19 protein-coding genes are annotated in these 23,387 nt (G+C 67.5%); 13 read left to right on the top strand and 6 right to left on the bottom strand.

Annotated features, from left to right (window positions below; all coding sequences use genetic code 11):
• The 3 genes from AC1DES_RS15940 to AC1DES_RS15930 all read left to right on the top strand — a co-directional run bounded on the left by AC1DES_RS15940 (position 1) and on the right by AC1DES_RS15930 (position 3,531).
• Positions 1–192: a hypothetical protein gene (locus tag AC1DES_RS15940; protein ID WP_476896682.1), complete on the top strand. Its 192-nt coding sequence runs from the start codon at positions 1–3 to the stop codon at positions 190–192.
• Between the two features lie 132 nt (positions 193–324).
• The gene (locus tag AC1DES_RS15935) at positions 325–651 is read left to right on the top strand and encodes a histone-like nucleoid-structuring protein Lsr2 (protein WP_476896681.1); all 327 of its coding nucleotides are present in this window, start codon (positions 325–327) and stop codon (positions 649–651) included.
• 387 nt (positions 652–1,038) lie between these two features.
• A complete protein-coding gene (locus tag AC1DES_RS15930) occupies positions 1,039–3,531 on the top strand; it encodes an ATP-dependent Clp protease ATP-binding subunit (RefSeq protein WP_476896680.1) in 2,493 nt (830 codons plus the stop codon).
• A gap of 142 nt (positions 3,532–3,673) precedes the next feature.
• Here AC1DES_RS15930 and AC1DES_RS15925 read toward each other — a convergent pair whose 3' ends face one another.
• Positions 3,674–4,117 (bottom strand): QcrA and Rieske domain-containing protein, encoded by a 444-nt coding sequence (locus AC1DES_RS15925; protein WP_476896679.1) that lies wholly within the window; start codon positions 4,115–4,117, stop codon positions 3,674–3,676.
• 167 nt (positions 4,118–4,284) lie between these two features.
• Here AC1DES_RS15925 and AC1DES_RS15920 point away from each other — a divergent pair, with 167 nt between their 5' ends.
• The 5 genes from AC1DES_RS15920 (at position 4,285) to dhaM (ending at position 9,736) form a co-directional block, all read left to right on the top strand.
• Entirely contained in the window at positions 4,285–6,408 is a 2,124-nt protein-coding gene (locus AC1DES_RS15920; RefSeq protein ID WP_476896678.1) for a prolyl oligopeptidase family serine peptidase, read from the top strand.
• A 27-nt stretch (positions 6,409–6,435) separates the two neighbouring features.
• Positions 6,436–6,945: an amino-acid N-acetyltransferase gene (locus AC1DES_RS15915; RefSeq protein WP_476896677.1), complete on the top strand. Its 510-nt coding sequence runs from the start codon at positions 6,436–6,438 to the stop codon at positions 6,943–6,945.
• A 493-nt stretch (positions 6,946–7,438) separates the two neighbouring features.
• Positions 7,439–8,440, top strand: coding sequence for a dihydroxyacetone kinase subunit DhaK (gene dhaK, locus AC1DES_RS15910; protein WP_476896676.1), 1,002 nt, complete (start codon positions 7,439–7,441; stop codon positions 8,438–8,440).
• A 1-nt stretch (position 8,441) separates the two neighbouring features.
• Entirely contained in the window at positions 8,442–9,068 is a 627-nt protein-coding gene (dhaL, locus tag AC1DES_RS15905) for a dihydroxyacetone kinase subunit DhaL (protein WP_476896675.1), read from the top strand.
• Positions 9,065–9,736 carry a dihydroxyacetone kinase phosphoryl donor subunit DhaM gene (dhaM, locus tag AC1DES_RS15900; protein ID WP_476896674.1) on the top strand — a complete coding sequence of 224 codons (672 nt, stop codon included), beginning with the start codon at positions 9,065–9,067 and terminating at the stop codon, positions 9,734–9,736. The genes dhaL and dhaM overlap by 4 nt, the downstream gene beginning before the upstream one ends.
• A gap of 6 nt (positions 9,737–9,742) precedes the next feature.
• Here the strand turns inward: dhaM and AC1DES_RS15895 are convergent, their stop codons facing one another.
• Positions 9,743–10,435, bottom strand: a complete 693-nt coding sequence (locus tag AC1DES_RS15895; protein ID WP_476896673.1) for a DUF4386 family protein — start codon at positions 10,433–10,435, stop codon at positions 9,743–9,745.
• Between the two features lie 95 nt (positions 10,436–10,530).
• Positions 10,531–11,349 carry an HhH-GPD family protein gene (locus tag AC1DES_RS15890; RefSeq protein WP_476896688.1) on the bottom strand — a complete coding sequence of 273 codons (819 nt, stop codon included), beginning with the start codon at positions 11,347–11,349 and terminating at the stop codon, positions 10,531–10,533.
• 295 nt (positions 11,350–11,644) lie between these two features.
• Between AC1DES_RS15890 and AC1DES_RS15885 the strand changes: the two genes are divergently transcribed.
• Entirely contained in the window at positions 11,645–12,343 is a 699-nt protein-coding gene (locus AC1DES_RS15885; protein ID WP_476896672.1) for a hypothetical protein, read from the top strand.
• Positions 12,344–12,422: 79 nt separating this feature from the next.
• Here AC1DES_RS15885 and disA read toward each other — a convergent pair whose 3' ends face one another.
• Positions 12,423–13,499: a DNA integrity scanning diadenylate cyclase DisA gene (gene disA, locus AC1DES_RS15880; RefSeq protein ID WP_476896671.1), complete on the bottom strand. Its 1,077-nt coding sequence runs from the start codon at positions 13,497–13,499 to the stop codon at positions 12,423–12,425.
• 353 nt (positions 13,500–13,852) lie between these two features.
• Between disA and AC1DES_RS15875 the strand changes: the two genes are divergently transcribed.
• Both AC1DES_RS15875 and AC1DES_RS15870 read left to right on the top strand, forming a co-directional pair.
• Positions 13,853–15,466 carry a peptide chain release factor 3 gene (locus AC1DES_RS15875; RefSeq protein WP_476896670.1) on the top strand — a complete coding sequence of 538 codons (1,614 nt, stop codon included), beginning with the start codon at positions 13,853–13,855 and terminating at the stop codon, positions 15,464–15,466.
• A 181-nt stretch (positions 15,467–15,647) separates the two neighbouring features.
• Positions 15,648–17,021 (top strand): protein kinase domain-containing protein, encoded by a 1,374-nt coding sequence (locus tag AC1DES_RS15870; protein ID WP_476896669.1) that lies wholly within the window; start codon positions 15,648–15,650, stop codon positions 17,019–17,021.
• Positions 17,022–17,128: 107 nt separating this feature from the next.
• Here the strand turns inward: AC1DES_RS15870 and AC1DES_RS15865 are convergent, their stop codons facing one another.
• Positions 17,129–18,331, bottom strand: coding sequence for a PucR family transcriptional regulator (locus AC1DES_RS15865; protein ID WP_476896668.1), 1,203 nt, complete (start codon positions 18,329–18,331; stop codon positions 17,129–17,131).
• A 97-nt stretch (positions 18,332–18,428) separates the two neighbouring features.
• Between AC1DES_RS15865 and AC1DES_RS15860 the strand changes: the two genes are divergently transcribed.
• Both AC1DES_RS15860 and AC1DES_RS15855 read left to right on the top strand, forming a co-directional pair.
• Positions 18,429–19,502: a ferredoxin reductase gene (locus AC1DES_RS15860; RefSeq protein ID WP_476896667.1), complete on the top strand. Its 1,074-nt coding sequence runs from the start codon at positions 18,429–18,431 to the stop codon at positions 19,500–19,502.
• Between the two features lie 13 nt (positions 19,503–19,515).
• Positions 19,516–20,718, top strand: a complete 1,203-nt coding sequence (locus AC1DES_RS15855) for a fatty acid desaturase family protein (RefSeq protein ID WP_476896666.1) — start codon at positions 19,516–19,518, stop codon at positions 20,716–20,718.
• A gap of 541 nt (positions 20,719–21,259) precedes the next feature.
• Here AC1DES_RS15855 and AC1DES_RS15850 read toward each other — a convergent pair.
• Positions 21,260–23,344: a heavy metal translocating P-type ATPase gene (locus AC1DES_RS15850; RefSeq protein WP_476896665.1), complete on the bottom strand. Its 2,085-nt coding sequence runs from the start codon at positions 23,342–23,344 to the stop codon at positions 21,260–21,262.
• Positions 23,345–23,387: the final 43 nt, after the last annotated feature.

The following is a 23,387-nucleotide window of genomic DNA, read 5'->3' as shown; positions in this document are numbered from 1 at the left end:
ATGGACTACATCGCCGTATTGCTGCCCTCCGTCGTTGTCGGCCTGATCTTCTGGTTTGCCATGAAAGCCATTTTCAATGCGGACAAGTCCGAGCGGCAGGCCGAAGCCCGTGCCCAAGCGGAGGCTGAAGCGCATAACAGGGACGGGGATGCCGGCCCCACGGACAGCAAATTCCCGGGAAAGAACTTATAGCGCCCTATTCCGGCCTGTGGTTTTCCTTTGGAAAAAGTTTTCCGCTTTGACTAGCTGCCGTAAACCGGAGGATACTTTTTACAGATACATCCTGCTTTTCTAAACGCTCGTCCTTTTGGAAAGAGAGTCTTTATGGCACAGAAAGTAAAGATCATCCTCGTTGATGATCTGGATGGGGGATCCGCGGACGAGACTGTCCGGTTTGGCCTTGACGGCGTCAGTTATGAAATTGACCTGTCGTCGAGTAATGCTTCAGAACTCCGCTCTGCAGTGGAGCGGTTTGTAACGCACGCACGCAAGACATCAAGCGGACGCGCCACGCGCACGAAAATCACAAGCGGACGGAATCAGGACTCAGCCCAGATCCGTCAGTGGGCCCGCGACAACGGCTATGCGGTAAATAGCCGGGGACGTATCCAGGCTGAAATTCAGGAAGCCTACCAAAAGGCAAATTCCTAGCCGCGAGGCCACCGTCCTGCGCAGTCGACGCAGCTTCACGGCGCATTACCAACGGCTTTGCCCCCGCTTTCGGCGGGGGCTTTGTCGTGTCCGCCCTATGATGCGGTCGGCGCCGGCGCGTTCCAGCCCGGTTGCCGGCCGAAGAAGCGGTCCGGCGCCGGGGGACACGCCGCATTCAGTGCGTATCGAAAAAGCAACTGGGCAGGAGCGCCGCCGGGCCAGGCAGGATGTTGTCGGACCGCCGTCGTTCCAGGACCCGGCCGGCCCGGGTTTGAGCCCTGACGTGACTTGGCAGCGGCGCCCCGGTTTCCCCTGTGGCGAACAAGCCCCAAATCTGGAACCCGGCCACGTAGCATCAAAGTACGTCGTAGCTAGGAGTGTGGCGAAATGTTTGAGCGATTTACGGACCGTGCCCGTCGCGTAGTTGTGCTTGCCCAAGAAGAGGCACGCATGCTGAACCACAATTACATTGGTACCGAACACATCCTCTTGGGTCTGATCCACGAGGGTGAAGGTGTTGCCGCCAAAGCCCTGGAGTCTTTGAGCATTTCGCTCGACGGCGTCCGCGAGCAGGTGCAGGAGATCATCGGCCAGGGCCAGCAGGCCCCGTCCGGCCACATCCCCTTCACGCCGCGCGCCAAGAAGGTGCTGGAGCTCTCGCTTCGCGAGGCCCTGCAGCTGGGACACAACTACATCGGCACCGAGCACATCCTGCTCGGCCTCATCCGCGAGGGTGAAGGCGTCGCCGCCCAGGTGCTGGTCAAGCTCGGCGCTGACCTGAACCGCGTCCGCCAGCAGGTCATCCAGCTGCTGTCCGGCTACCAGGGCAAGGAAACCACCGGAGCAGGCGTCGGCCCCGGTCAGGCCGAGGGCACCCCCGCCGGATCCGTGGTCCTGGACCAGTTCGGCCGCAACCTGACCCAGGCCGCGCGGGAAAACAAGCTGGACCCCGTGATCGGACGTGAATCCGAGATGGAACGCGTCATGCAGGTCCTTTCCCGCCGTACCAAGAACAATCCGGTGCTGATCGGCGAGCCGGGCGTCGGCAAGACAGCCGTCGTCGAAGGCCTCGCCCAGGCGATCGTCCGCGGCGATGTCCCCGAGACCATCAAGGACAAGCAGCTGTACACCCTGGACCTCGGGTCCCTCGTGGCAGGCTCCCGCTACCGCGGTGACTTCGAGGAGCGCCTCAAGAAGGTCCTCAAGGAGATCCGTACCCGCGGGGACATCATCTTGTTCATTGATGAGATCCACACCCTCGTTGGTGCGGGCGCGGCCGAAGGCGCTATCGATGCGGCTTCGATCCTGAAGCCCATGCTGGCCCGCGGCGAGCTCCAGACCATCGGTGCGACCACACTGGATGAATACCGCAAGCACATCGAGAAGGATGCTGCCCTGGAACGACGGTTCCAGCCGATCCAGGTCAAGGAACCCTCGGTCGCCCACACAATCCAGATCCTCAAGGGCCTCCGCGACCGGTATGAAGCCCACCACCGCGTCACCATCACCGACGGCGCCCTCGCCTCGGCGGCGAGCCTGTCCGAACGCTACATCTCGGACCGTTTCCTGCCGGACAAGGCGATCGACCTGATCGACGAGGCCGGCGCCCGGCTGCGCATCCGCCGGATGACCGCCCCGCCGGAGCTCAAGGTTATGGACGAGAAGATCGCCGCCATGAAGCTCGAGAAGGAATCCGCGATTGACGCGCAGGACTTCGAAGGCGCCGCCTCCCTGCGCGACAAGGAGCAGAAGCTCATTGCCGAACGTGCCGAAAAGGAACGCCAGTGGAAGACCGGCGGCATGGACGACATTTCCGAAGTCGATGAGGACCTCATCGCCGAGGTGCTGGCGAATTCCACCGGCATCCCGGTCTTCAAGCTGACCGAGGAAGAGTCCTCGCGCCTGCTGAAGATGGAGGACGAGCTGCACAAGCGTGTCGTCGGCCAGGACGCGGCCATCAAGTCGCTGTCCCAGGCCATCCGCCGCACCCGTGCAGGCCTCAAGGACCCGAAGCGTCCGGGCGGTTCGTTCATCTTCGCCGGCCCCACCGGCGTCGGCAAGACGGAGCTCGCCAAGGCACTCGCGGAGTTCCTGTTCGGCGAAGAAGACGCCCTGATCACCCTGGACATGTCCGAGTACTCGGAAAAGCACACGGTGTCGCGGCTCTTCGGTGCCCCTCCGGGCTACGTCGGCTACGAGGAAGGCGGACAGCTGACCGAAAAGGTCCGCCGTCGTCCGTTCTCCGTGGTGCTTTTCGACGAAGTCGAGAAGGCGCACGCCGATCTCTTCAACTCGCTGCTGCAGATCCTGGAAGACGGCCGCCTGACCGACTCCCAGGGCCGCGTGGTGGACTTCAAGAACACCGTGATCATCATGACCACCAACCTCGGCACCCGGGACATCTCCAAGAGCGTGGCCACCGGTTTCCAGTCCGGCACGGATACGCAGACTGGCTACAACCGGATGCGTGCCCGCGTCACGGAGGAGCTCAAGCAGCACTTCCGCCCCGAGTTCCTGAACCGTGTTGATGACGTTGTGGTGTTCCCGCAGCTGACCCAGGACGAGATCATCGAGATCGTGGACATGTTCGTGGGTCGGCTGGAAAAGCGGCTCAAGGACAAGGACATGGGCATCGAGCTCACGCCGGCGGCCAAGGTGCTGCTGGCGACCCGCGGCTACGATCCCGCCATGGGGGCCCGGCCGCTGCGCCGCACCATCCAGCGCGAGATCGAGGACCAGCTCTCCGAGAGGATCCTCTTCGGCGAGATCCACGCCGGCGACATCGTGGTGGTGGATGTGGACGGCGAAGGCGACGACGCCAAGTTCACCTTCGCAGGCAACGCCAAGCCGCGCATCCCGGAGATCGCTCCGAGCGTCTAGGCATCCATGCAAAGGCCCCGTCTTCCCGGAAGGGAGGGCGGGGTCTTTGCCGTGTGCCGTCAGGCAGGGCAGCCAGGCAGCGCGGTCACGAAGTGACGTACGGAAGTGCCGTCAGGCAGCATGTTGACGTAGGGAAGTGCCGTCAGGCGGTGACGGTGATCCAGTCCCCGTCGATGGCCGCTTTCAGGGACGCCAGGGGTTTGCGGGCCGGCCCGGTAATGACGCTGCCGTCCGAGCCCTTGAAAGTGGAGCCGTGGCACGGGCAGTCGAATTCCTGGCCGGCCGGGGCCACCGGGCAGCCGGCGTGCGTGCAGGCCGCGTCGTAGGCCAGGACCTTCGTCTCCTCCGGACGGAAGATTACGACGGCCCTGCCGTTGGCATTTCCTGTTGCAGTTTCGCCCACCTTCACGTCGTTGAGCCTGCCGACCCTGACCGGGGCGCCGGCTGGCACTGAGGCCCCAGCGGCCGATGGGGCCGGGGCTTCGGTCGCCGCCGGGGCGCAGGCGGAAAGAGCCAGGGCGCCACCCACCGTGGCGCCGGCGCCGAGCAGCAGGGAGCGTCGAGGCAGGGATTTCTCAGGGTTCATGGACCCATCATGCCAACTTTGCCTGAAAGGACCCTGCGACCCTTCGCGCGCCGGAACACGCGCCGCGTGCCGCGGAACACGCACCCGGCGCCGCGGAATCTGAAAGCAGTGTTTCACTCATAGTGAACGTGGTGTGATCCGAGCCACAGGAGGTGTTGAATCGGGGCATGGCTTCCACGGAATCAGAGATCCTGAGCGAAAAACCCGAAACTCCGTTCCACGACCTGGACCACTACCTCGCGATTCCCAGGGTCAGCGGCCTGGCGCTGAGTCCCGACGGCACGCGGCTGGTCACCACCGTGGCCACCCTGAACGCCAAGGGCACCGAATACGCCACCGCCCTGTGGGAGCTGGATCCGGCAGGGCAGAAGCAGGCGCGCCGGATCACGCGCAGCGCGAAGGGCGAGGCCGGCGCGGTGTTCACGGCCGACGGCGATCTCTACTTCACTTCCGCGCGGCCCGACCCGGACAACCCCGAGGCGGACCCTGTCAACGCACTGTGGATGCTTCCATCCGGCGGCGGCGAAGCCCGTGTGGTGCTCTCCCGCGCCGGAGGCGTCAGCGGCGTCCTCGCCGCACGGGACTCCGGCGCACTGTTCCTCAGTGCCGCCGTGCTGGCAGGCTCCACCGGTGAGGCTGACGACGAGGAACGCCGCAAGTCCCGCAAGGACACCAAGGTTGCGGCCATCCTGCACACCGGCTACCCCGTGCGGTACTGGGACGCGGATCTGGGCCCCGCGCAACCGCGGCTTTTCGCCGTGGAGCCCGGTGTCGAGAAGGAGCCGGGCAAGCCCGCCACCGTGGACGCCACCGCGCCGCTGACACTGCGGAACCTGACCCCCGACGCCGGAAACGGCCTCCGGGACGCGGAATCCGTGGTCAGCCCGGACGGGAAGAGAATCTACAGCAGCTTCAGCAAGCCGCTGGCGAACGCGGACACGCGGTCCGTGCTCGTCGCGGTCGACGTCGCCACCGGCACCCGCACGGTCCTGCTGGACGCGGAGGGCGTGAGCTACTTCCCCGGGCCGGTCAGCCCGGACAACCGCACCCTCGTGGTGCTCAGCGAAAGCCACACCACCCCTGACGCGGCTCCGCGGATCCTGCTTCACCTGCTCGACGTCGCCGGCGACGTCCCGGCCGGAACGCCCCTGGCACCCCTGGCCCACGACTGGGACCGGTGGCCCCGGCCCGCGGCCTGGCTCCCCGACGGATCCGCGCTGCTCGTCACCGCCGACGACGACGGCGCGTCGCCGGTCTTCCGGATCAGCGTTTCCGGTGAGGCCGGCGCAACAGGCCACGTCACCCGCCTGACAGCCGACACCGCGGCCTACACCGACGTCGTGGTTTCCCCTGACGGCCGCAGCGCCTACGCGCTGCGGAGTTCCTATGAGTTCCCGGCCGAAGCCGTGCGGATCGATCTCGCCGGCAGCGACGCCGTCCGGCTCCCCGCGCCCGCCGAGCGCCCGCGCTTCAACGGCTCGCTGGAGCGCGTCGAGACGACGGCGGCAGACGGTTCCCGCGTGCCGGCGTACCTGGCCCTCCCCGAGGGCGCCTCGGCCGGAAACCCGGCCCCGCTCCTGCTCTGGATCCATGGCGGCCCGCTCGGATCCTGGAACGCCTGGACCTGGCGCTGGAACCCGTGGCTGCTCGCGGCCCGCGGCTACGCGGTGCTCCTGCCGGACCCGGCGCTGTCCACCGGCTACGGCCAGCACCACATCCAGCGGGGCTGGGGTGAATGGGGCAAGGCTCCCTTCACCGACCTGATGGCCATCACCGACGCCGTCGTGCAGCGACCGGACATCGACGAGACACGCACGGCAGCCATGGGCGGGTCCTTCGGCGGCTACATGGCCAACTGGGTGGCCGGCCACACCGACCGGTTCAAAGCGATCGTCACCCACGCCAGCCTCTGGGCCCTGGACCAGTTCGGCCCCACCACGGACGCCGCCCAGTACTGGCTCAAGGAAATGTCCGCGGACATGGCCCTGGCGAACTCCCCGCACCTGCACGTGGAAAACATCAGCACCCCCATGCTGGTCATCCACGGCGACAAGGACTACCGCGTGCCGATAGGCGAAGGGCTCCGCCTCTGGTACGAACTGCTGTCCAAATCCCGGCTGGCGGCCGACGAAAACGGGGAGAGCGACCACCGCTTCCTGTACTTCCCGGACGAGAACCACTGGATCCTGCAACCCCAGCATGCCAAGGTCTGGTACGGCGTCATCGAGCACTTCCTGGCCAGGAACCTGTTGGACAAGGACCTTCCTGTGCCTGCTGAACTCGGTCTCTGAGCGGAAACTCAGCCGTAAGATTGGGCTGTGACTGAGACGATCCGCATACGCCCTGCCCGCACCAGCGATGTCGCGGCCATCAAATCCCTTGTGGCGCCGCTGGCTGATCAGCGCATCCTCATGGCCAAGGAGACGGTGGCGTACTACGAGAGCCTCCAGGAGTTCCGGATCGCCGAAGCCGCTGACGGCGAGGTGATCGGCTGCGGGGCGTTGCACGTCATGTGGGAGGACCTGGCCGAGGTGCGCACCCTGGCCGCATCTGACGCCTGGCGCGGCCAGGGCGTGGGACATCTGCTGGTGGAGCGCCTGCTGGAGGATGCCAAGGCCCTCGGTGTTTCACGTGTGTTCTGCCTGACGTTTGAGGTGGGTTTCTTCAAGAAGCACGGTTTCGAGGTGATGGCGGACCAGACGGCCGTGGATCCGGTGGTCTATTCGGAGCTGCTGCGCTCGCATGACGAGGGCGTCGCCGAATTCCTGGACCTCGCCCGCGTGAAGCCAAACACGCTGGGCAACACCAGGATGATCAAGTCGCTCTAAAGACAATCGGGATAGGGTCTTCCGCTCAATAAATTTGATGGATAAACTGACCCCGGCCCAGGGGGTGGGCCACAGTCTTTCCGGAGGCCAAAAATTGCACAAGAACGTGATTTTTCCTGATTTCTCAGCATTCCAAATGACTATCGCGGGTGGCCCCGGAGAGTGCACTCCGCATGGACGCGGCCAGGAGCCCGAAACCAGCCAGGCTTCAACTCAAGAGTCCGCACCCGGGCCCGATGCCGGAACGGCCCCCGGCTCGGACCGGCTCGGACCACCACCGTTTTCGTGGCTGGGCAGCGACGCCTGGCCCAGTTTCCCGTCGTTGGGGGACACCCGTCCCTGACCCGCGCCGGCTCCACGGCTGCAGCGGATCGGGCTGTCCTGCAGGCTGCGCGGTCCGTCTCAGCCGTTTGAAACCGGGAGCCTACCGCTGGCAGGGCCCCGGTAGTAGGGTCTAAACAAGCAGCCAGGACACCATCCAGGGAGCACCGCCATGAAGAAACTCATCAATGATCCCCGCGCCGTGGTTGACGAGTCAGTGGAGGGCTTCGGGCTTGCACATGCCGATCTCGTGACCGTCTTCGCGGACCCGAAATACATCGTCCGGAAGGACGCCCCGGTGTCCGGAAAAGTGGGGCTCGTTTCTGGTGGCGGCAGCGGCCATGAGCCACTTCACGGCGGCTACGTGGGCATGGGAATGCTCGACGCCGCCGTGCCCGGCGCCGTGTTCACCTCACCCACACCGGACCAGATCCTGCCGGCCACGCTCGCCGTGAACTCCGGGGCCGGCGTCGTGCATATCGTGAAGAACTACACCGGTGACGTCCTCAACTTCGAGACCGCCGCCGAACTGGCGCAGGCCGAAGGCGTGGAAATCCGCACGGTGCTCGTCAACGACGACGTCGCCGTGCAGGACTCGCTATACACCGCCGGTCGGCGCGGCGTCGGCGGCACCGTCCTCGTGGAGAAAATCGCCGGCGCGGCCGCCGAGCGCGGAGACAACCTCGACGCTGTCGCGGCGATCGGGGACCGCGTCAATCAGAACGTCCGGAGCATGGGGGTGGCGCTGACCGCCTGCACCGTCCCGCACGCCGGGGTGCCCAGCTTTGAGCTTGAGGAAAACGAAATCGAGATCGGGATCGGTATCCATGGGGAGCCTGGCCGCCACCGCATCCCGATGGAAAACGCCGACGGCATCACCGACCGGCTGCTGGACCCCGTCGTCAGCGACCTCGGGCTCGTGTCCGGGGACAAGGTGCTCTTGTTCGTCAACGGAATGGGCGGCACGCCGCAAAGCGAGCTCTACATCGTCTACCGCCGGGCCGCGCAGAAGCTGGCCGACCAGGGCGTCACCGTGGCGCGCTCGCTCGTCGGAAACTACATCACGTCCCTCGAGATGCAGGGCTGCTCCATTACCGTCCTGCGCCTCGACGACGACATGACGTCGCTCTGGGACGCGCCCGTCCATACCCCGGCCCTCCGCTGGGGCGTCTGACGTGGGGCTGGACGTCAACTGGGCGGTACGGTGGCTGACCTTGTCCGCCCAGGCCATGGCGGAACACCGGGTCGAGCTGATTGAACTGGACCGGCCGATCGGGGATTCCGACCATGGCGAGAATATGGACCGCGGCTTCAGAGCCGTGATGGACAAGCTCGCCGAGTCGCCTCCGGAAACCCCGGGAGCCGCGCTGAAACTGACGGCGATGACCCTGATGTCCAAGGTGGGCGGCGCCGCCGGCCCGCTCTACGGCACCGCGTTCCTGCGCGCCGCCACGTCGCTGGGCGAGACGTCCGACGTCGACGCCGCAGCCTTGGCGGCGGCGCTGCGCGCCGCCCGCGACGGCATTGTCGCGCGCGGCAAGGCGGAGTCGGGCGACAAGACAATGGTGGACGCCTGGACCCCGGCGATTGAGGCGGCCGCCGTTGCGGCCGGAAACGGGGACGTCCGGAAGGTGCTGCTGGCCGCTGCAGAGGCGGCCGAGGCCGGTGCCGTGTCCACCGATCCGATGCTCGCCCGCAAGGGGCGCGCCAGCTACCTGGGGGAGCGGAGCATCGGCCACCGGGACCCTGGGGCTGTGTCCAGCGCCCTGATCCTGCGCGCCGCGGCCGGAGCCGCCGAATGACGGTCCGGCTGGTCGTCGTCTCGCACAGTGAAAAGATCGCCGACGGCGCAGTCGAACTTGCCGCCCAGATGGCGCCCGACGTCGTGATCCTTCCCGCCGGAGGGACAGACGACGGGCGGATCGGCACCAGCCTGGACAAGGTGATGGCGGCGCTGGAACAGGCCGCCGGGGACGGGATCGTCGTGCTCACGGATCTTGGCTCTGCAGTGATGACCGCGGAGTCGGCCGTGGAGTTCATGGCGGAGCCCGGCTCCGTGCTGCTTGCCGATGCGCCGCTCGTGGAGGGGCTTGTGGCTGCCGCGGTGGCAGCCCAGGCGGGCGCAGACGCGGAGGCAGTGAAGGAGGCCGCCGAAGCCGTCTACCGGCCCCCGGTTGCGCCGGAAACCCCCGAGCACGAGCACCAGCAGCCACCGGATGCCATGGGGGACTTCGAACTCGTCAACCAGACGGGCATGCATGCCCGGCCTGCGGCGAAGATTGCCGGCGGCCTCTCCGGGATGGACGCCGACGTGACGGTCAACGGCGTCGACGGGTCGTCCATGACTGCCCTCATGATGCTCGCCGCCGGCAAGGGGACCGTGCTGCACGTGGAGGCAAGCGGCCCGGACGCCGCCAAGGCCATCGACTACCTGGACCGCCTGGTCAAATCCGGCTTCGGCGAACCCTAGGGGTCGTCAGCCCGTGCCGGCCGCAGGAACGGCCTCCTCCAGCCGCGCGTGCCGTGATTGGCTCCAGGCCATCCACCCGCCCGCCGCCGCCATGAGCAGGGCACCGGCAGGCTGGGTCGGGAGGCTGCTGCCGGTGGTCGCCTGCCCCAGCACGGCGCCCAGGAGGTAAAACAGCACGGCGCCGGCCACCCAGAGGGCCCCGGCCCAGCGCGGAAGCGTTCGGGATTGCCAGACGGCCACCCCGAGCAGGACGTTTCCGGCCAACGCGAGCAGGAGGCCGAGCAGGAACGCGCCCGTCATCGCGGCTGGAAACTCCAGTTGCATGACGTCCCGGTTCCCGTCCAGATAGGCCTTCCCGATCGCGGGAGTGGCGAAAGTGGAGAGGACGGCGGGGACCAGCAACAGGGCAGTGCCGGCGATGGTGATGACGGCTGCTGCCAGTGCAAGGCGGCCGACGCGGCTGTTGGCCAGGCAGCAGCCCAGCGCGAGGACCCCGAAGATCGCGAGGATGGTGCCTCCCGTGCTGCCGAACAGGTGGCTGGTCTGGTACGAGCCCGAGCTGACGAACCGGGCCCAGGCGTCGGGGTCCCTTTGCTGGTCCGGCTGCGGCTCAAGAGTGGCCCATGCGGTGATCAGGCCGTAGACGGGCAAGGTCCACAACCCGGCCCGGATCCAGTGGGTGATGTTTTGTGCGTTCATGGACCGCCGCCTTCTCCGACCGCGTGCCCCGAAAATCGGGGGCGCCGCGTGCCCCAGCCTAGTTCCGGTTCGTGTCCCGGGCTAGGGTGTCCGGGTCAGGCAGGGAGCCGGATGCCGCCACCGTGCAACTCCGCCAGGCCGTCGCTCAACAGGCCGGCCAGCGCGCGTTCAAGCTGCTCGGGAGCCGAATTGAGCCGGTGCAGGGCCGCGAGCGGGACGCCGATCCCCTCGGGCTCGAAGCCAAGGTCCGCCGCCGCGCGCTGGAACAGCTCCGGTTGCACGGGCGCGTCGGCTGCACGGAGGACTGCCATCACGGCGCCGCGCACCTGCCGGTCCGTGCCGTGCCAGGACTGGCCCTTGGGCGTGTACGTCGGAGGCGGCTCACCGGCCGCCAGCCAGGCGCAGGAGTCCCTGACCGGACATTGCCCGCACTTGGGCGAGCGCGCCGTGCAGACCAGCGCCCCGAGCTCCATGACGGAGGCGTTCCACCGCACGGAGGCGCCGACGTCGTGCGGCAGCACCGCCGCAGCCAGCCGCATTTCCGCCGCGGTCAGGGCCTGCGACGGCAGGGCCGACCCGGAGAGCAGCCGCGCGTGGACCCGGCGGATGTTGGTGTCCACCACGGTTTCGCGGCGGCCGAAGGCGAAGGCCGCCACGGCAGCCGCCGTGTAGGTACCCACGCCCGGGAGCTCCAGCAAATCCGCAGACGTGTCCGGAACCCGTCCGCCATGGTCTTCTTCGATGGCTACGGCGGCCGCGTGCAGGCGCAGGGCCCTGCGGGGATACCCGAGCCGCCCCCAGGACCGGACTGCCTCGCCCACGGGCTCGCGGGCCAGGTCGGCCGGTTCCGGCCAGCGCCGCAGCCATTCCTCCCAGACCGGCAGGACACGGACTACCGGGGTCTGCTGGAGCATGATCTCGCTGACCAGTACGCCCCACGGTGTGCAGCCCGCCGCACGCCAGGGCAGCTCCCGGGCGTTGGAACCGAACCAGGCCGCCAGTGCATGATGAAGCCCGGCGAGCCCCTGGCCGGCCGGATTCTGGGCACCGGGGGGCAGCCCGCCCGGGAGGGCTCCGGGTGGGATGACGGCTGGGACCAGGGGGGATTCGGCTAGAGCTTTGATCCATTTAGCGTAATAGATTGCGGCCGCGGCCAGCCCAGCGGCGTGGGAAGGCCCCATACCCTGCGGGGTTCTCTAGCCTAGAAGGATGGTCAGGCAAGGCAATTCAGGAACGAACGGTTCAAAGCCGAAGGGTTCCGCGGGCGGGAACTCCGCGCGGAAACCCGGACGGGCACCGCTCAGGGCCGTTTACCGCCGCCGCCGGTTGTTCGTCGGCGTCATCGTGCTGCTGGTGATGGCCGTGGCCTTCGGCGGCTTTGCCGCAGTTTCCGCCGGTCTGAAGTCCGGCGGGCAGGCCGCCGGCGTACCCGCCAACGAAACCAAGCCGGCCCCGGCCGGCGCAACTCCGGCCACGTCCGCAGCCCCGGCAGCCACGCCGACCCCCACACCCGCAAACGGCTGCGACCAGAACCTCGTCACCGTCACGGCGGCCACGGACAAGCCTGCCTACGCCGCGGGCGAGAGTCCGTTGCTTACCTTGAAAGTCACGAACGGCAATAAGGTGCCGTGCGAGGTCAATATCGGGACGTCGCAGATGGAATACCTGATCACGAGCGGTTCGGACCGGATCTTCTCGTCCAAAGACTGCCAGTCGGAGGGCTCGGATCTGGTGAAGACTATCGCGCCTGGCCAGAGCGAGACGGCGAACTTCCAGTGGCAGCGCAACCGCACGGTGCAGGGCTGCGATCCGGTCGAGGCCAAGCCGGGCGCCGGCGGCGCGTATTACGTCTTCACCGCGCGGCTGGCCAACAAGACCAGCCCCAAGGCAGTGTTCCAGCTCAACTAGTCCCCGTCGATTGCTCCGCAGGCGCCGTTTTGCGGGTCCAAAAGGGCCCCTACGGAGCAGCGGACGGGGTTTGACGGGGTCAGAGGAACCTGTCGAGAAGGCTGGCCTCCGCCATGCGGCTCAGGCCCTCGCGGACGGTCCGGGCGCGCTGGTCGCCGATCCCGTCCACCGTCATCAGGTCATCGATCGTTGCGGCCATCAGGAACTGGAGGCCGCCGAAGTGGTCCACGAGTCTGTCCGCGACTGCTTTCGGCACGGCCTTGAGGCCGGAGAGCAGGCGGTACCCGCGCGGCTGGACGACGGCGTCGAGGTTTGCCTCCCCGCCCGCGAAGCCGACGATTCCGGCGATCTTGCCCAGGTCGATCAGCTCGGTGGGTCCCAGGTTCACCAGGGACTTGACGGCCTTGTCGATGTCCTCGGCAGAAGCATTCGGACTGGAGTAGTCACGGATGATGACATCGCTGCCGGGCCCGCGGCCGACGGTCAGCTCGTCCAGCTGCAGTGAAAGGAGCCGGCCGTCTTCGCCCAGCTCCAGGACGTACTGCGAGATCTCCTCGGAGATCCGGCGCACCATTTCCTGGCGCTGCAGGGTGACCGCAACATCGCGGACCGTCACCATGGCCTCGATTTCCAGCGCCGACAGCGAGCTGGTCACCTGGTCCAGGCGGGAGCGGTAGCGTTCCAGGGTGGCCAGGGCCTGGTTGGCGCGGGCCAGGACCTTCTCCGAGCCTTCCAGGACGTGGCGCAGCCCGTTCACGTACAGCGCAATGATCTGCATCGACTGGCTGACCGAGATGACCGGGACGCCGGTCTGGATGGCAACGCGTTCCGCCGTCCGGTGCCGGGTGCCCGACTCCTGGGTTTCGATGCTTGAGTCCGGGACAAGCTGGACGGCGGCCCGCAGGATATTGCTGGCGTCCTTGTCGCAAATGATGGCGCCATCCATCTTGGCCAGTTCCCGCAGCCTGGTCGGGGAGAAGTCGATCCCGATCTCGAAACCGCCGGAACAGATGGATTCGATGGTCCGGTCAATGCCCAGCACGATCAGGGCCCCGGTCCGGCCGCGGAGGATGCGCTCCAGGCCGTCACGAAGGGCGGTGCCAGGGGCCACTCTGCCCAGAGTCGCCTTGAGTGAATCTTCAGGGCTCCGAGCCATAGATGTTCCCCTTCAAAGGTGCAGGATCCAGCCTGCAGGTACGCCGGTTTCCAAGGTTTCCAGCCTGATCAAAAATACTCGGTTGCCCGCTCTCACCATAGTAGGGGCAAAACAGGGCGACAACCGCACGGACAAGCCTCAAAGTGCCCCATCGGGGCCCTTCGGCGGGCAGCTCCGGAACGGCTCCGGCGGCCACGTCCCGGGGCCGTACTTTGGCCCGTTCGCGGCGGGGGCCCGCGGCCTGCGATAAACTTGAAGCCCAGGGTGTATGGCCGGCGCATAGGCGCCGCGGCGCCCCCTCGCGATAAATGCCAGCATCGCGGTAATTCCCAGCCCGCAGCGAAAGTAGCACCGTGTCCCAAGATGTCCCGAGTCCCGCCAGAGTCCAAGAGATTCACAAACAGGCGGCCCGACGTCGGACTTTCGCTGTCATTTCGCACCCCGATGCCGGCAAATCGACCTTGACCGAGGCGCTCGCGCTGCACGCCAAGGTGATCGGCACTGCTGGCGCGTCCAGTGGCAAGGCCAACCGCAAGGAAACGGTTTCGGACTGGATGCAGATGGAAAAGGACCGCGGCATCTCGATCAGCTCGGCCGCCCTGCAGTTCGCGTACCGGGACACCGTGATCAACCTGCTGGACACCCCCGGCCACGCCGACTTCTCCGAGGACACCTACCGCGTGCTGGCCGCCGTGGACTGCGCCGTGATGCTTGTGGACGCCGCGAAAGGCCTGGAAACCCAGACCATGAAACTCTTCGAGGTCTGCAAGCAGCGCAACCTGCCCATCATCACGGTAATCAACAAATGGGACCGGCCCGGCCTCGACGCCCTGGCCCTCATGGACGAGATCACCGAGCGCACCGGCCTCCAGCCGATGCCGCTGACCTGGGCCGTGGGCATCTCCGGTGACTTCCGCGGTGTCTGGGACCTGCGCAATGACCGTTTCGCGCAGTTCAAGCGCAACAACGCCGGCGCCAACATCGCCCTCACGGAGTACTTCACGCCGGAGGAGGCCGCGGCCAGTCAGGGCGGGGACTGGACCAACGCGGTGGACGAAGCCGGACTGGTCATTGAATCCAATCTCGGGTTCGACGTCGAGGCCTTCCACGCCGGCAAAGCGACGCCGATCCTCTTCAGCTCGGCCGCGCTGAACTTCGGCGTCAAGGAAATCCTCGACGCCCTCGTTGACTTCGCGCCGCCCGCGGCGCCCCGTCCCGACGTCGACGGCGCCGCCCGCCCCGTCGCTGCGCCCTTCGCCGGATTTGTCTTCAAGGTCCAGGCCGGCATGAACAAGGCCCACCGGGACCACGTGGCCTTCATCCGCGTCTGCTCCGGCATCTTTGAACGCGGCATGGTGGTCACCCAGGGCAGGACGGGAAAGTCCTTCGCCACGAAGTACGCCCAGCAGGTCTTCGGCCGCGAACGCGAGGTCATCGACGAAGCCTTCCCCGGGGATGTCGTGGGCCTCGTGAATGCCTCCTCGCTGCGCGTCGGGGACAGCCTGTTCTTGGAGCAGCCGGTGGAGTTCCCGGCCATCCCGCTGTTCGCCCCGGAGCACTTCCAGGTTGCACGGTCCAACGACCCCAGCCGTTTCAAGCAGTTCCGCCGCGGCATCGATCAACTCGAACACGAGGGCGTCATCCAGGTGCTCCGTTCCGACATCCGCGGCGACCAGGCTCCGGTGCTCGCAGCGGTGGGCCCGATGCAGTTTGAAGTGGTGGAGGACCGGATGGCGCACGACTTCAGCGCCCCGATGCGGCTGGAGCGGCTGCCGTACTCGCTGGCCCGGATCACGACGGCGGACGCCATGCCGGCGCTCGCCAACGTCACCGGCGCCGAGGTGCTGCTGCGTTCCGACGGCGAATACCTCGCCTTGTTCAACGACGTCTGGGCGCTGCGCCGGATCGAGAAGAACCTCCCGGACCTGACCCTGGTTCCGATCGGCACGCACAACCCCGCCAAGTAGGCGGACCACCCCTTGTTTGGCGGCAACAGACAGCCGCCCTGCAGGACTTCACAAATCCCATCCCCGGGTTACCATAAGTATGCTTGCTAATAATGCGGGTGCCGGGATCCAACCGGCTTTTTGGGCCGGATCCTCCCGAAGCCTTGGGCGGACCCCACTTTCAAGGGACCACGAACACGTCTTGACCACCACCATGGAACCCGGATACCTGCTCAGCGGGCGCTACCGGATCGAATCCCTCATTGGCCGTGGCAGCCAATCAAGCGTGTACCGAGCCACCGACGAGCTCCTCGAGCGTGAAGTGGCCATCAAACTCTTCCGGGACGGAGCCGTCGTCGACGCCGAGCGCAGCCGGCGGCAGGGCGAAGAGATCCGGATCCTCGCCGGAATGGCCCACCACGCCCTGGTGACGCTCTTCGACGCCGGCGCGGACCTGAGCGATCCACAGCAGCGGCGGGACTACCTCGTCATGGAGCTGGTGCGCGGACCGGACCTCCGCACCCGCACGGCCCAAGGCCCGCTCTCCCCCGCCCACATGGCACTGATCGGCCACGACCTCGCCGACGGCCTGGCGCATATCCACCATCAAGGCATCATTCACCGCGACGTCAAACCGGCCAACATCCTGCTCGTGGACTACAGCGACGACGACCGCCGGCCGCGGGCAAAGCTCAGCGACTTCGGCGTCGCCGTCACCGTCCGGGACGGTCACCGCGGCGACCCGGGGGACAGCTCGGGAACTCCGGCATACCTCAGCCCGGAGCAGGCCTCCGGCGAGCCTGCCGGGCCGGCCAGCGACGTCTACTCCCTGGGCCTGGTCCTGCTGGAGGGGCTGACCGGCCAAATGGCGTACCCGGGCGCTCCTGTCCAGTCCGCACTGGCCAGGCTGCTCCGCGATCCCCAGATTCCACAGGAACTCGCCCCCAAATGGGTGGCGCTCCTGACGTCCATGCTGGCGCGGGAACCCGCAGACCGGCCGCTGGCGCGGGAAGTTTCGCTGGCGCTGCGGCAGGAAGTCATCCACGGAACCGGCCGCCACCGCGGCGGTGCCACGCCTTTGATGACGGACGAAGAAGGCCGGATGCAGGCTGTGCGGCGGTACAGGATCCTGGACACCCCCGAAGACGGCGCCTTCGACCGCGTCGCGGCCCTGGCTGCCAAGTTATTCTCGGTGCCCGTGGCTATTGTCAGCGTCGTGGACCATGACCGGATCTGGTTCAAGTCCCACCACGGCACCGACGCGACCCAGATCGGCCGGGATCCGGGCCTGTGTGCCTCCGCCATCCTGCAGAACGATCCCTGGATCATCCGCAATGCCAGGATTAATCCGCTGACGCTGGCCAATCCGCTCGTGGCCGGGGAATTCGGGCTGCAGTTCTACGCAGGCGTACCCCTCCGCACCCCGGACGGCTACAACCTCGGAACGTTCTGCATCCTTGACCGTGAACCGCGCGAGTTCACACCTGAGGACGCCCGGACGCTGCAGGACCTGGCCGCGATCGTAATGAACGATCTTGAGCTCCGCCTGCACAGCCGGCAGGCGATCGCCGTCTAGGCCGACGGCGGCGGGCGGGCCGCCGCGTACCCGCCGCGGCGGGCGGGGCCCGGCACCTGCCCGCCGGCGACCCGGCGGGGCCCGGCGTCGGGCAAGCACAGCGGCGCCTAGCGCCTTCCCGCGTGCAGCGCCAGCTCCAGCTCGAACCGTGCCTTCGGATCCTCGAGCGCGTCACCGAACAGCTCCCGCAACTGCGCGGCCCGGTAGCCTACGGTCTGCGGATGGATGCCGAGCTCGGCGGCCACCGGACCGCGCTGGCCCCAGTGGTGCAGCCAGGAGAGCAGGGTCTCTGCCAGCCGCTCCCGTTGCGCCGGGCGGAGCCCCTCCAACGGGGCCAGCCGGCGGTTGGCCAGCTCGGCGATGGCAGAGGGCTCGGCCCCGAGGATGACCTGCGCCAGGTGCTCATCGGCCCAGATCGGCGGGTCCTCCGGCCCGTCCCGTTGCGGGAGCACCGACGCCGCCAGCACAGCCAGCCGCAGCGAATCCGGAACCTTCTCCCAGCCTCCGGCAGGGCCCACCGACGCGCCGCGACCCTGCAGGGCCCGGTCCAGCTCGGCGCGTGCGGCCTTGGACTTGCCCGCCGGAACCAGGACCACGGCGTCCGTCTCGCGTTCGATCACCAATGTCCCGGGCCCGAGCCGCAGGCGCAGGCCGGCCGCCCGGTCCAGCGGCAGCGTCACCACCGCCATCCGTTGCGGCAAAGACCAGTCCGCCATGGCTGCGGTCTGCCGCAGTGCCGCCTCGTCGGCCTGGCCGAGCAGGAGCAGGTCCAGGAGTTCGGTGCGGCGCCGGTCCACGGCCCCGGCGCGTTCGGACTGCTCGAAGGCATAGGCCTCGGCGCTGACCGCAGACAGCTCGTCGATGTAGGCAAGAATCGACTCACCCAGATCCACCACTACGCTTTGGCCCAGATGGTGCTCCACGGACACCCGCGACATCTCCCGGAAAGTCACCCGGGCACCCATGCGGTAGGCGCTCAGCAGCGCGTCCATACTCCGGCCCTGCCGGAATTCCCCGCTTCCCAGCCCTGCCACGAGCAGGCGGCTCTCCTCGGACAGCGCGGGCAGCCTGGTCCCGGGCAGCTGCAGGAAGCGGTCCAGCGCGGCCGCCACCCCGCGCCGCAGGCCGCGGCCGAAGCGCCCCTCGATGGGCCGGGCGTAGGCGGGCACCAGCTGGGGGACCGCCTCGATGATGGCCTCGACAATGCCGGGCATCATGGGCCGCAGCATGTCGCTGACCTCCCGCGGCAGGGCCAGCCACGGGGGATCGTAGGCGGGGGTCGTGGATCCGCGGGCTGGGGAATTGTTCATCGAAAATCCCAAAAGTTGTTCCGTGGGGATAGTTTCCTAGATCCGATCGTATGCCCTGAGTGAAGAATTATGACGCAATCTGACATATGGTTGATACATGATCCGGCTCCGTAAGCTGGCGCGCGCCGCATCTCTACTGACCACCCCGCTAGCTCCAGAAGACATTCTGTCGCTGTTCAACCCCGTGTTCTCCGCCCGCCAGTTGCGCGGCGTGGTCACCCGGGTGGTCCCTGAAACGGCCGATTCCGCCACCATTTTCTTCCGTCCCGGCCGCGGCTGGCAAGCACACCTTGCCGGTCAGTGGGCCCGTATCGGCGTCGAGCTCGACGGTGTCCGCCACTGGCGGTCCTACTCGCTCAGCGCCCCGGCCGGCAAAGACCCGGCCATCACGGTGACCGACATGGGCGCCGTGTCCGGCGCCCTCGTGCGCAACACCAAGCCCGGCGACGTCCTCTTCCTGGCCCCTCCCCAGGGCGACTTCGTCCTGCCGGAGCACCCCCGGCCATTGCTGATGCTCACCGCCGGCAGCGGCATCACCCCTGTCATGTCGATGATCCGCACGCTCGTGCCGCACCGTCCCGACTCCGACGTCGTGCTTATCCACACGGCCCGGACGCCGGCGGACGCGATCTTCCGCGAGGAACTCGCCGAGCTCGCGGACCAGTTCCCCAACTTCCGCGTCACGCACTGGTTCACGGGGGAGCTCGGACGCATGGACTTCGGCTCGGCCGATGAGCTGGACCGGCTCTGCCCGGACTGGCGCCAGCGCGCAGCCTACGCCTGCGGTCCCGAAGGCTTCCTCGACGACGCCGAGGCACTCTGGGAGTCTGAGACCGCAACCGCCGAGCCCTCTTCGGAAGCCACCCTCACCATTGAACGCTTCAGCACCAAGCTCGCCGGCGGCGACGGGCACGACGGCGGGCTGGTCACCTTCGAGGCCTCCGACCGCGAAGTCGAAGCCGACGGCGACACGCCCCTGCTCGACGTCGGCGAGGACGCCGGCATCCTGATGCCGAGCGGCTGCCGCATGGGCATCTGCCACAGCTGCCTCATCCCCCTCCGGGCCGGCCAAGTCCGTGACCTGCGCACGGACGAGGTCCACGGCGGGCCCGGCCAACTAATCCAGACGTGCGTGTCGGCAGCCGCCGGCCCCGTTAACCTCGACCTCTAAGGAGCACCACCGCATGACGATTGTTTCCGACAAGCCTGACGTTTCCGAGGAAGCTCCCAAGGGCGACGATCCACAAGGCAAGCCGTCCGCGGCCGCAAAGCCGCGGCCCGGTGCCCTGGCGGAGACCGGCAGCCCGCTGGTCCGTCCGGCTGCGGCGGCTCACCTCTCTGACGAGCAGGTCGCCGAGCTCGGCCGCGAACTCGACGCCATCAAAGACGAGGTGCTCGCCAAACGGGGCGCCAGCGACGCGGCGTACATCCGCCGGGTGATCAAGGTCCAGCGCGGGCTTGAGATCACCGGCCGCGCCACCCTGCTGGTGAGCAAGCACAAAGCAGCCTGGCTCGCCGGCACGGCGATGCTTAGCTTCGCCAAGATCCTGGAAAACATGGAACTGGGCCACAACATCCTGCACGGGCAGTGGGACTGGATGCGGGACCCGGACATCCACTCCACCACCTGGGACTGGGACTTCGTCACCCCGACGCGATCGTGGCAGCACACCCACAACGACCTGCACCACCGCTGGACGAACGTCGTGGGCAAGGACAATGACATCGGGTACAACCTGCTGCGGATGGATCCTTCCCAGGAATGGAAGCCCTTCAATCTGGGCAATCCGCTGTACAACGCGATCCTGGCGCCAGTCTTCGAATGGGGCATCGCACTCTATGATCTTGAGCTGCCTGATTACCAGGAGGGCAAGAAGAGCAAGGAGGCCATGACCCGGGACCTCAAGGCGCTGGGGCTCAAGGCCCTGAAGCAGTTCACCAAGGACTATGCCGCCACACCGGCCGTGGCCATGCTGACCGGCTCGGGCAAGCAGGCGCTGTACGGCACCCTGACCGCCAACGCCGTCCGGAACGTCTGGGCGCACGCGATTATCTTCTGCGGGCATTTCCCCGACGGCACCGACACCTTCACCGAAGAGATGGTCGAAGGTGAAACCCGCGGCGACTGGTACGTCCGCCAGATGATCGGCTCCGCCAATATCTCCGGGTCCAAGTTCATGCACCTGATGAGCGGCAACCTCTCGCACCAGATCGAGCACCACCTCTTCCCGGACCTGCCCTCCAACCGGTACGCCGAGGTCGCGCCCAAGGTGCAGGAGATCTGCAAGCGCTACGGACTGCCTTACACCACGGGTCCGCTGCTGAAGCAGGTCGGCTCCACCTGGGCAAAGGTCTTCAAGCTGGCCCTGCCTCCCACGAAGGCCTAAGTCCCCAGGCCCAACCACCGGGTTTGAATGATTGACGCAAGGGCGTCTGCCATCGCGGCAGGCGCCCTTTGTGTGCCCTTTGTACGCCGGATCCGGGGTCGGCTCAGGGCTTGCTCGCCACACCCAGGACGTGGGCCAGGCGCGGGTTGCCTGGAAGGACCGAAAAGCCGAAGCGCTCCAGGGCCTGCACGGCGAGGCCTGCCCCGGCAATCATGGCGGCAGTGTCGCGGTTCGGGTGGCATCCGCCGGCCATCCGGCTCCACAGCGGGGTGACCAGGTCTTCGGCGACCCCAAGCGCGCGGTGTGCCGAGCGGACGTCCCAGCACGCCCGTCACCGCGGCAGGGTAGAACGCGAAGGTGGCCCCGTAGCCTGCCCCGATTTCGACGACGACGCCGTATGCCGGCTCCACAAGGCGCCGGCGGTGCTCCGCTGCCCCGCGGGCGTCCATGCGAGCACCCACGCGGGCATAGGACCTCCCGAACGACGGATCGCGGCGGTTGGTCTCCGGCATGGCGGCCTGCTTCCCGTCAGGTTTCGAGCTCAGCTGACGGCGGCCGGATTGAGCTTGAGCCTGCGCAGCAGCTGGGCGTTCAGGGCCACCACAATGGTCGACGCCGACATCATCACGGCGCCCGCGGCGGGGGAGAGGACGATCCCGGCGAAGGCGAGAACTCCGGCCGCCAGCGGTACCGAGATGACGTTGTAGCCGGTGGCCCACACGAGGTTTTGCCACATCTTCCGGTAGCTCGCCCTGGACAGATCGAGCATCGAGAGTACCGCCCGGGGATCGTTGCCGGCCAGGACGACTCCGGCGGACTCCATCGCCACGTCGGTGCCGCCGCCGATCGCGATCCCGACCTCGGCCCGTGCCAGCGCGGGGGAATCATTGACACCGTCGCCCACCATGGCCACCTTCAGCCCGCGGGCCTGGAGCTCAGCCACTTTCTTGTCCTTGTCCGCGGGCAGGACCTCGGCGAACACCTCGTCGATGTTCAGCTCGGCCGCGACGGCCTGGGCCACCTGCCGGGCATCGCCGGTGATCATGGCCACCTTCAGGCCGCGGTCCCGCAGGGCGCGGACGGCCTGGCGGGACTCCGGGCGCACGGCGTCCTCGAGGCTGATGGCGCCCAGGACGGCGCCGCCGTCGACGACGTGCAGCACTGCGGCGCCCCGGTCCATCCAGCTGCCGGTGGTGGTGGCCAAAGCCTGCGGCTCCTGCAGGCCCAGCTCCCGGAGCAGGGCCGGTCCGCCCACATGGACCGCCCTGCCGTCAATCACGGCGCGGACGCCGCGCCCGGTCAGGGAAGTGAACCCGTCCGCCGTCGGGATCTTAAGTCCCCGTTCCCGGGCGGCGGCAACGAGTGCGCGGGCCAAGGGGTGCTCGCTGTCGGCCTCCACGGCTGCCGCGAGGGCCAGCAGGCTGTCGCGGTCCACCCCCGGGGCGACGGCTACGTCTTTCACGGCCGGCTCGCCCCTGGTCAGCGTCCCGGTCTTGTCAAAGAGCACGACGTCGACAGTGCGCATCCGCTCCAGGGCCATGCGGCTCTTGATCAGCACCCCGGCCCGCGCCGCCCGTTCCGTCGAGATGGCGATCACGAGGGGGATGGCAAGGCCCAGCGCATGGGGGCAGGCGATGACCAGCACCGTGACGGTGCGCGAGACGGCATCCGAGACGCTGCCCAGCAGCGTCCAGGCGATGAAGGTGAAGACGCCGGCGCCTGCAGCGAAGTAGAAGAGGAACGCAGCCGCCCGGTCGGCCAGGGCCTGGGCCCGGGAGGACGACGCCTGCGCCTCGGCCACGAGCCGCCGGATTCCGGCCAGGGCAGTATCCTCGCCGATGGCCGTCACCCGGACCCGGAGGCTGTTGTCCGTGGCGATGGTGCCGGCCACAACAGGATCCCCGGGCGAACGGAGAACGGTTCTTGACTCCCCGGTGATCATCGATTCGTCGAATTCGGCCTGACCCTCGATCACCGTCCCGTCCGCGGGCATCCGAGCGCCCGAACGGACCAAGATGGCATCGCCGGCCTTGAGCTCGGACACGCTGACGGTTTCGGTGCCGGTGCCGGTGATGCGGTCGGCCTCGTCGGGGAGCAGGGCGGCGAGGGCATCCAGCGCGCCCTGTGCCGAGCCAAGCGCGCGCATCTCGATCCAGTGGCCCAGCAGCATGATGGTCACCAGGAGCGCCAGTTCCCACCAGAAATCGAGATCGAACCCGCCGAGCCGCAGGCTTGTGACCCATGAGGCGATGAAGGCGACGCTGATGGCCATACCGATCAGCAGCATCATGCCCGGCTTGCGGGAGCGCAGCTCGTTCAGGCCGCCCTTGAGGAACGGCTCGCCGCCGTAGAAGAAGATCACCGTTCCCACCGCCGGGGGAATCCACGCGGAGCCTGGAAAGGCAGGGGGCTCGTAGCCGAGCAGGCTGCCGAACATGGGGCTGAAGAAGACCACGGGGACGGCCAGCGCCAGGGTCAGCCAGAACCGGTTCTTGAACATCGCGACGCTGTGGCCGGCATGCTGGCCCTGGGTGTGCACGATGTGCTCGTCGTCCATGCCGTTCATGGCCGGCTCGTGGTGGTGGCCGGCGTGGGCTTTGGTGGCCTGTCGGCCCTGGTGGTCCATGGAGCACTCCTTGGCGAAGTTCATTGTGGTGCCGGAATGAATT

It is taken from the genome of Arthrobacter sp. 05T442 (assembly GCF_056395945.1).
The sequence above is the reverse complement of the archived record's forward strand: the minus strand, read 5'-3'. Positions and strand labels throughout refer to the sequence as shown.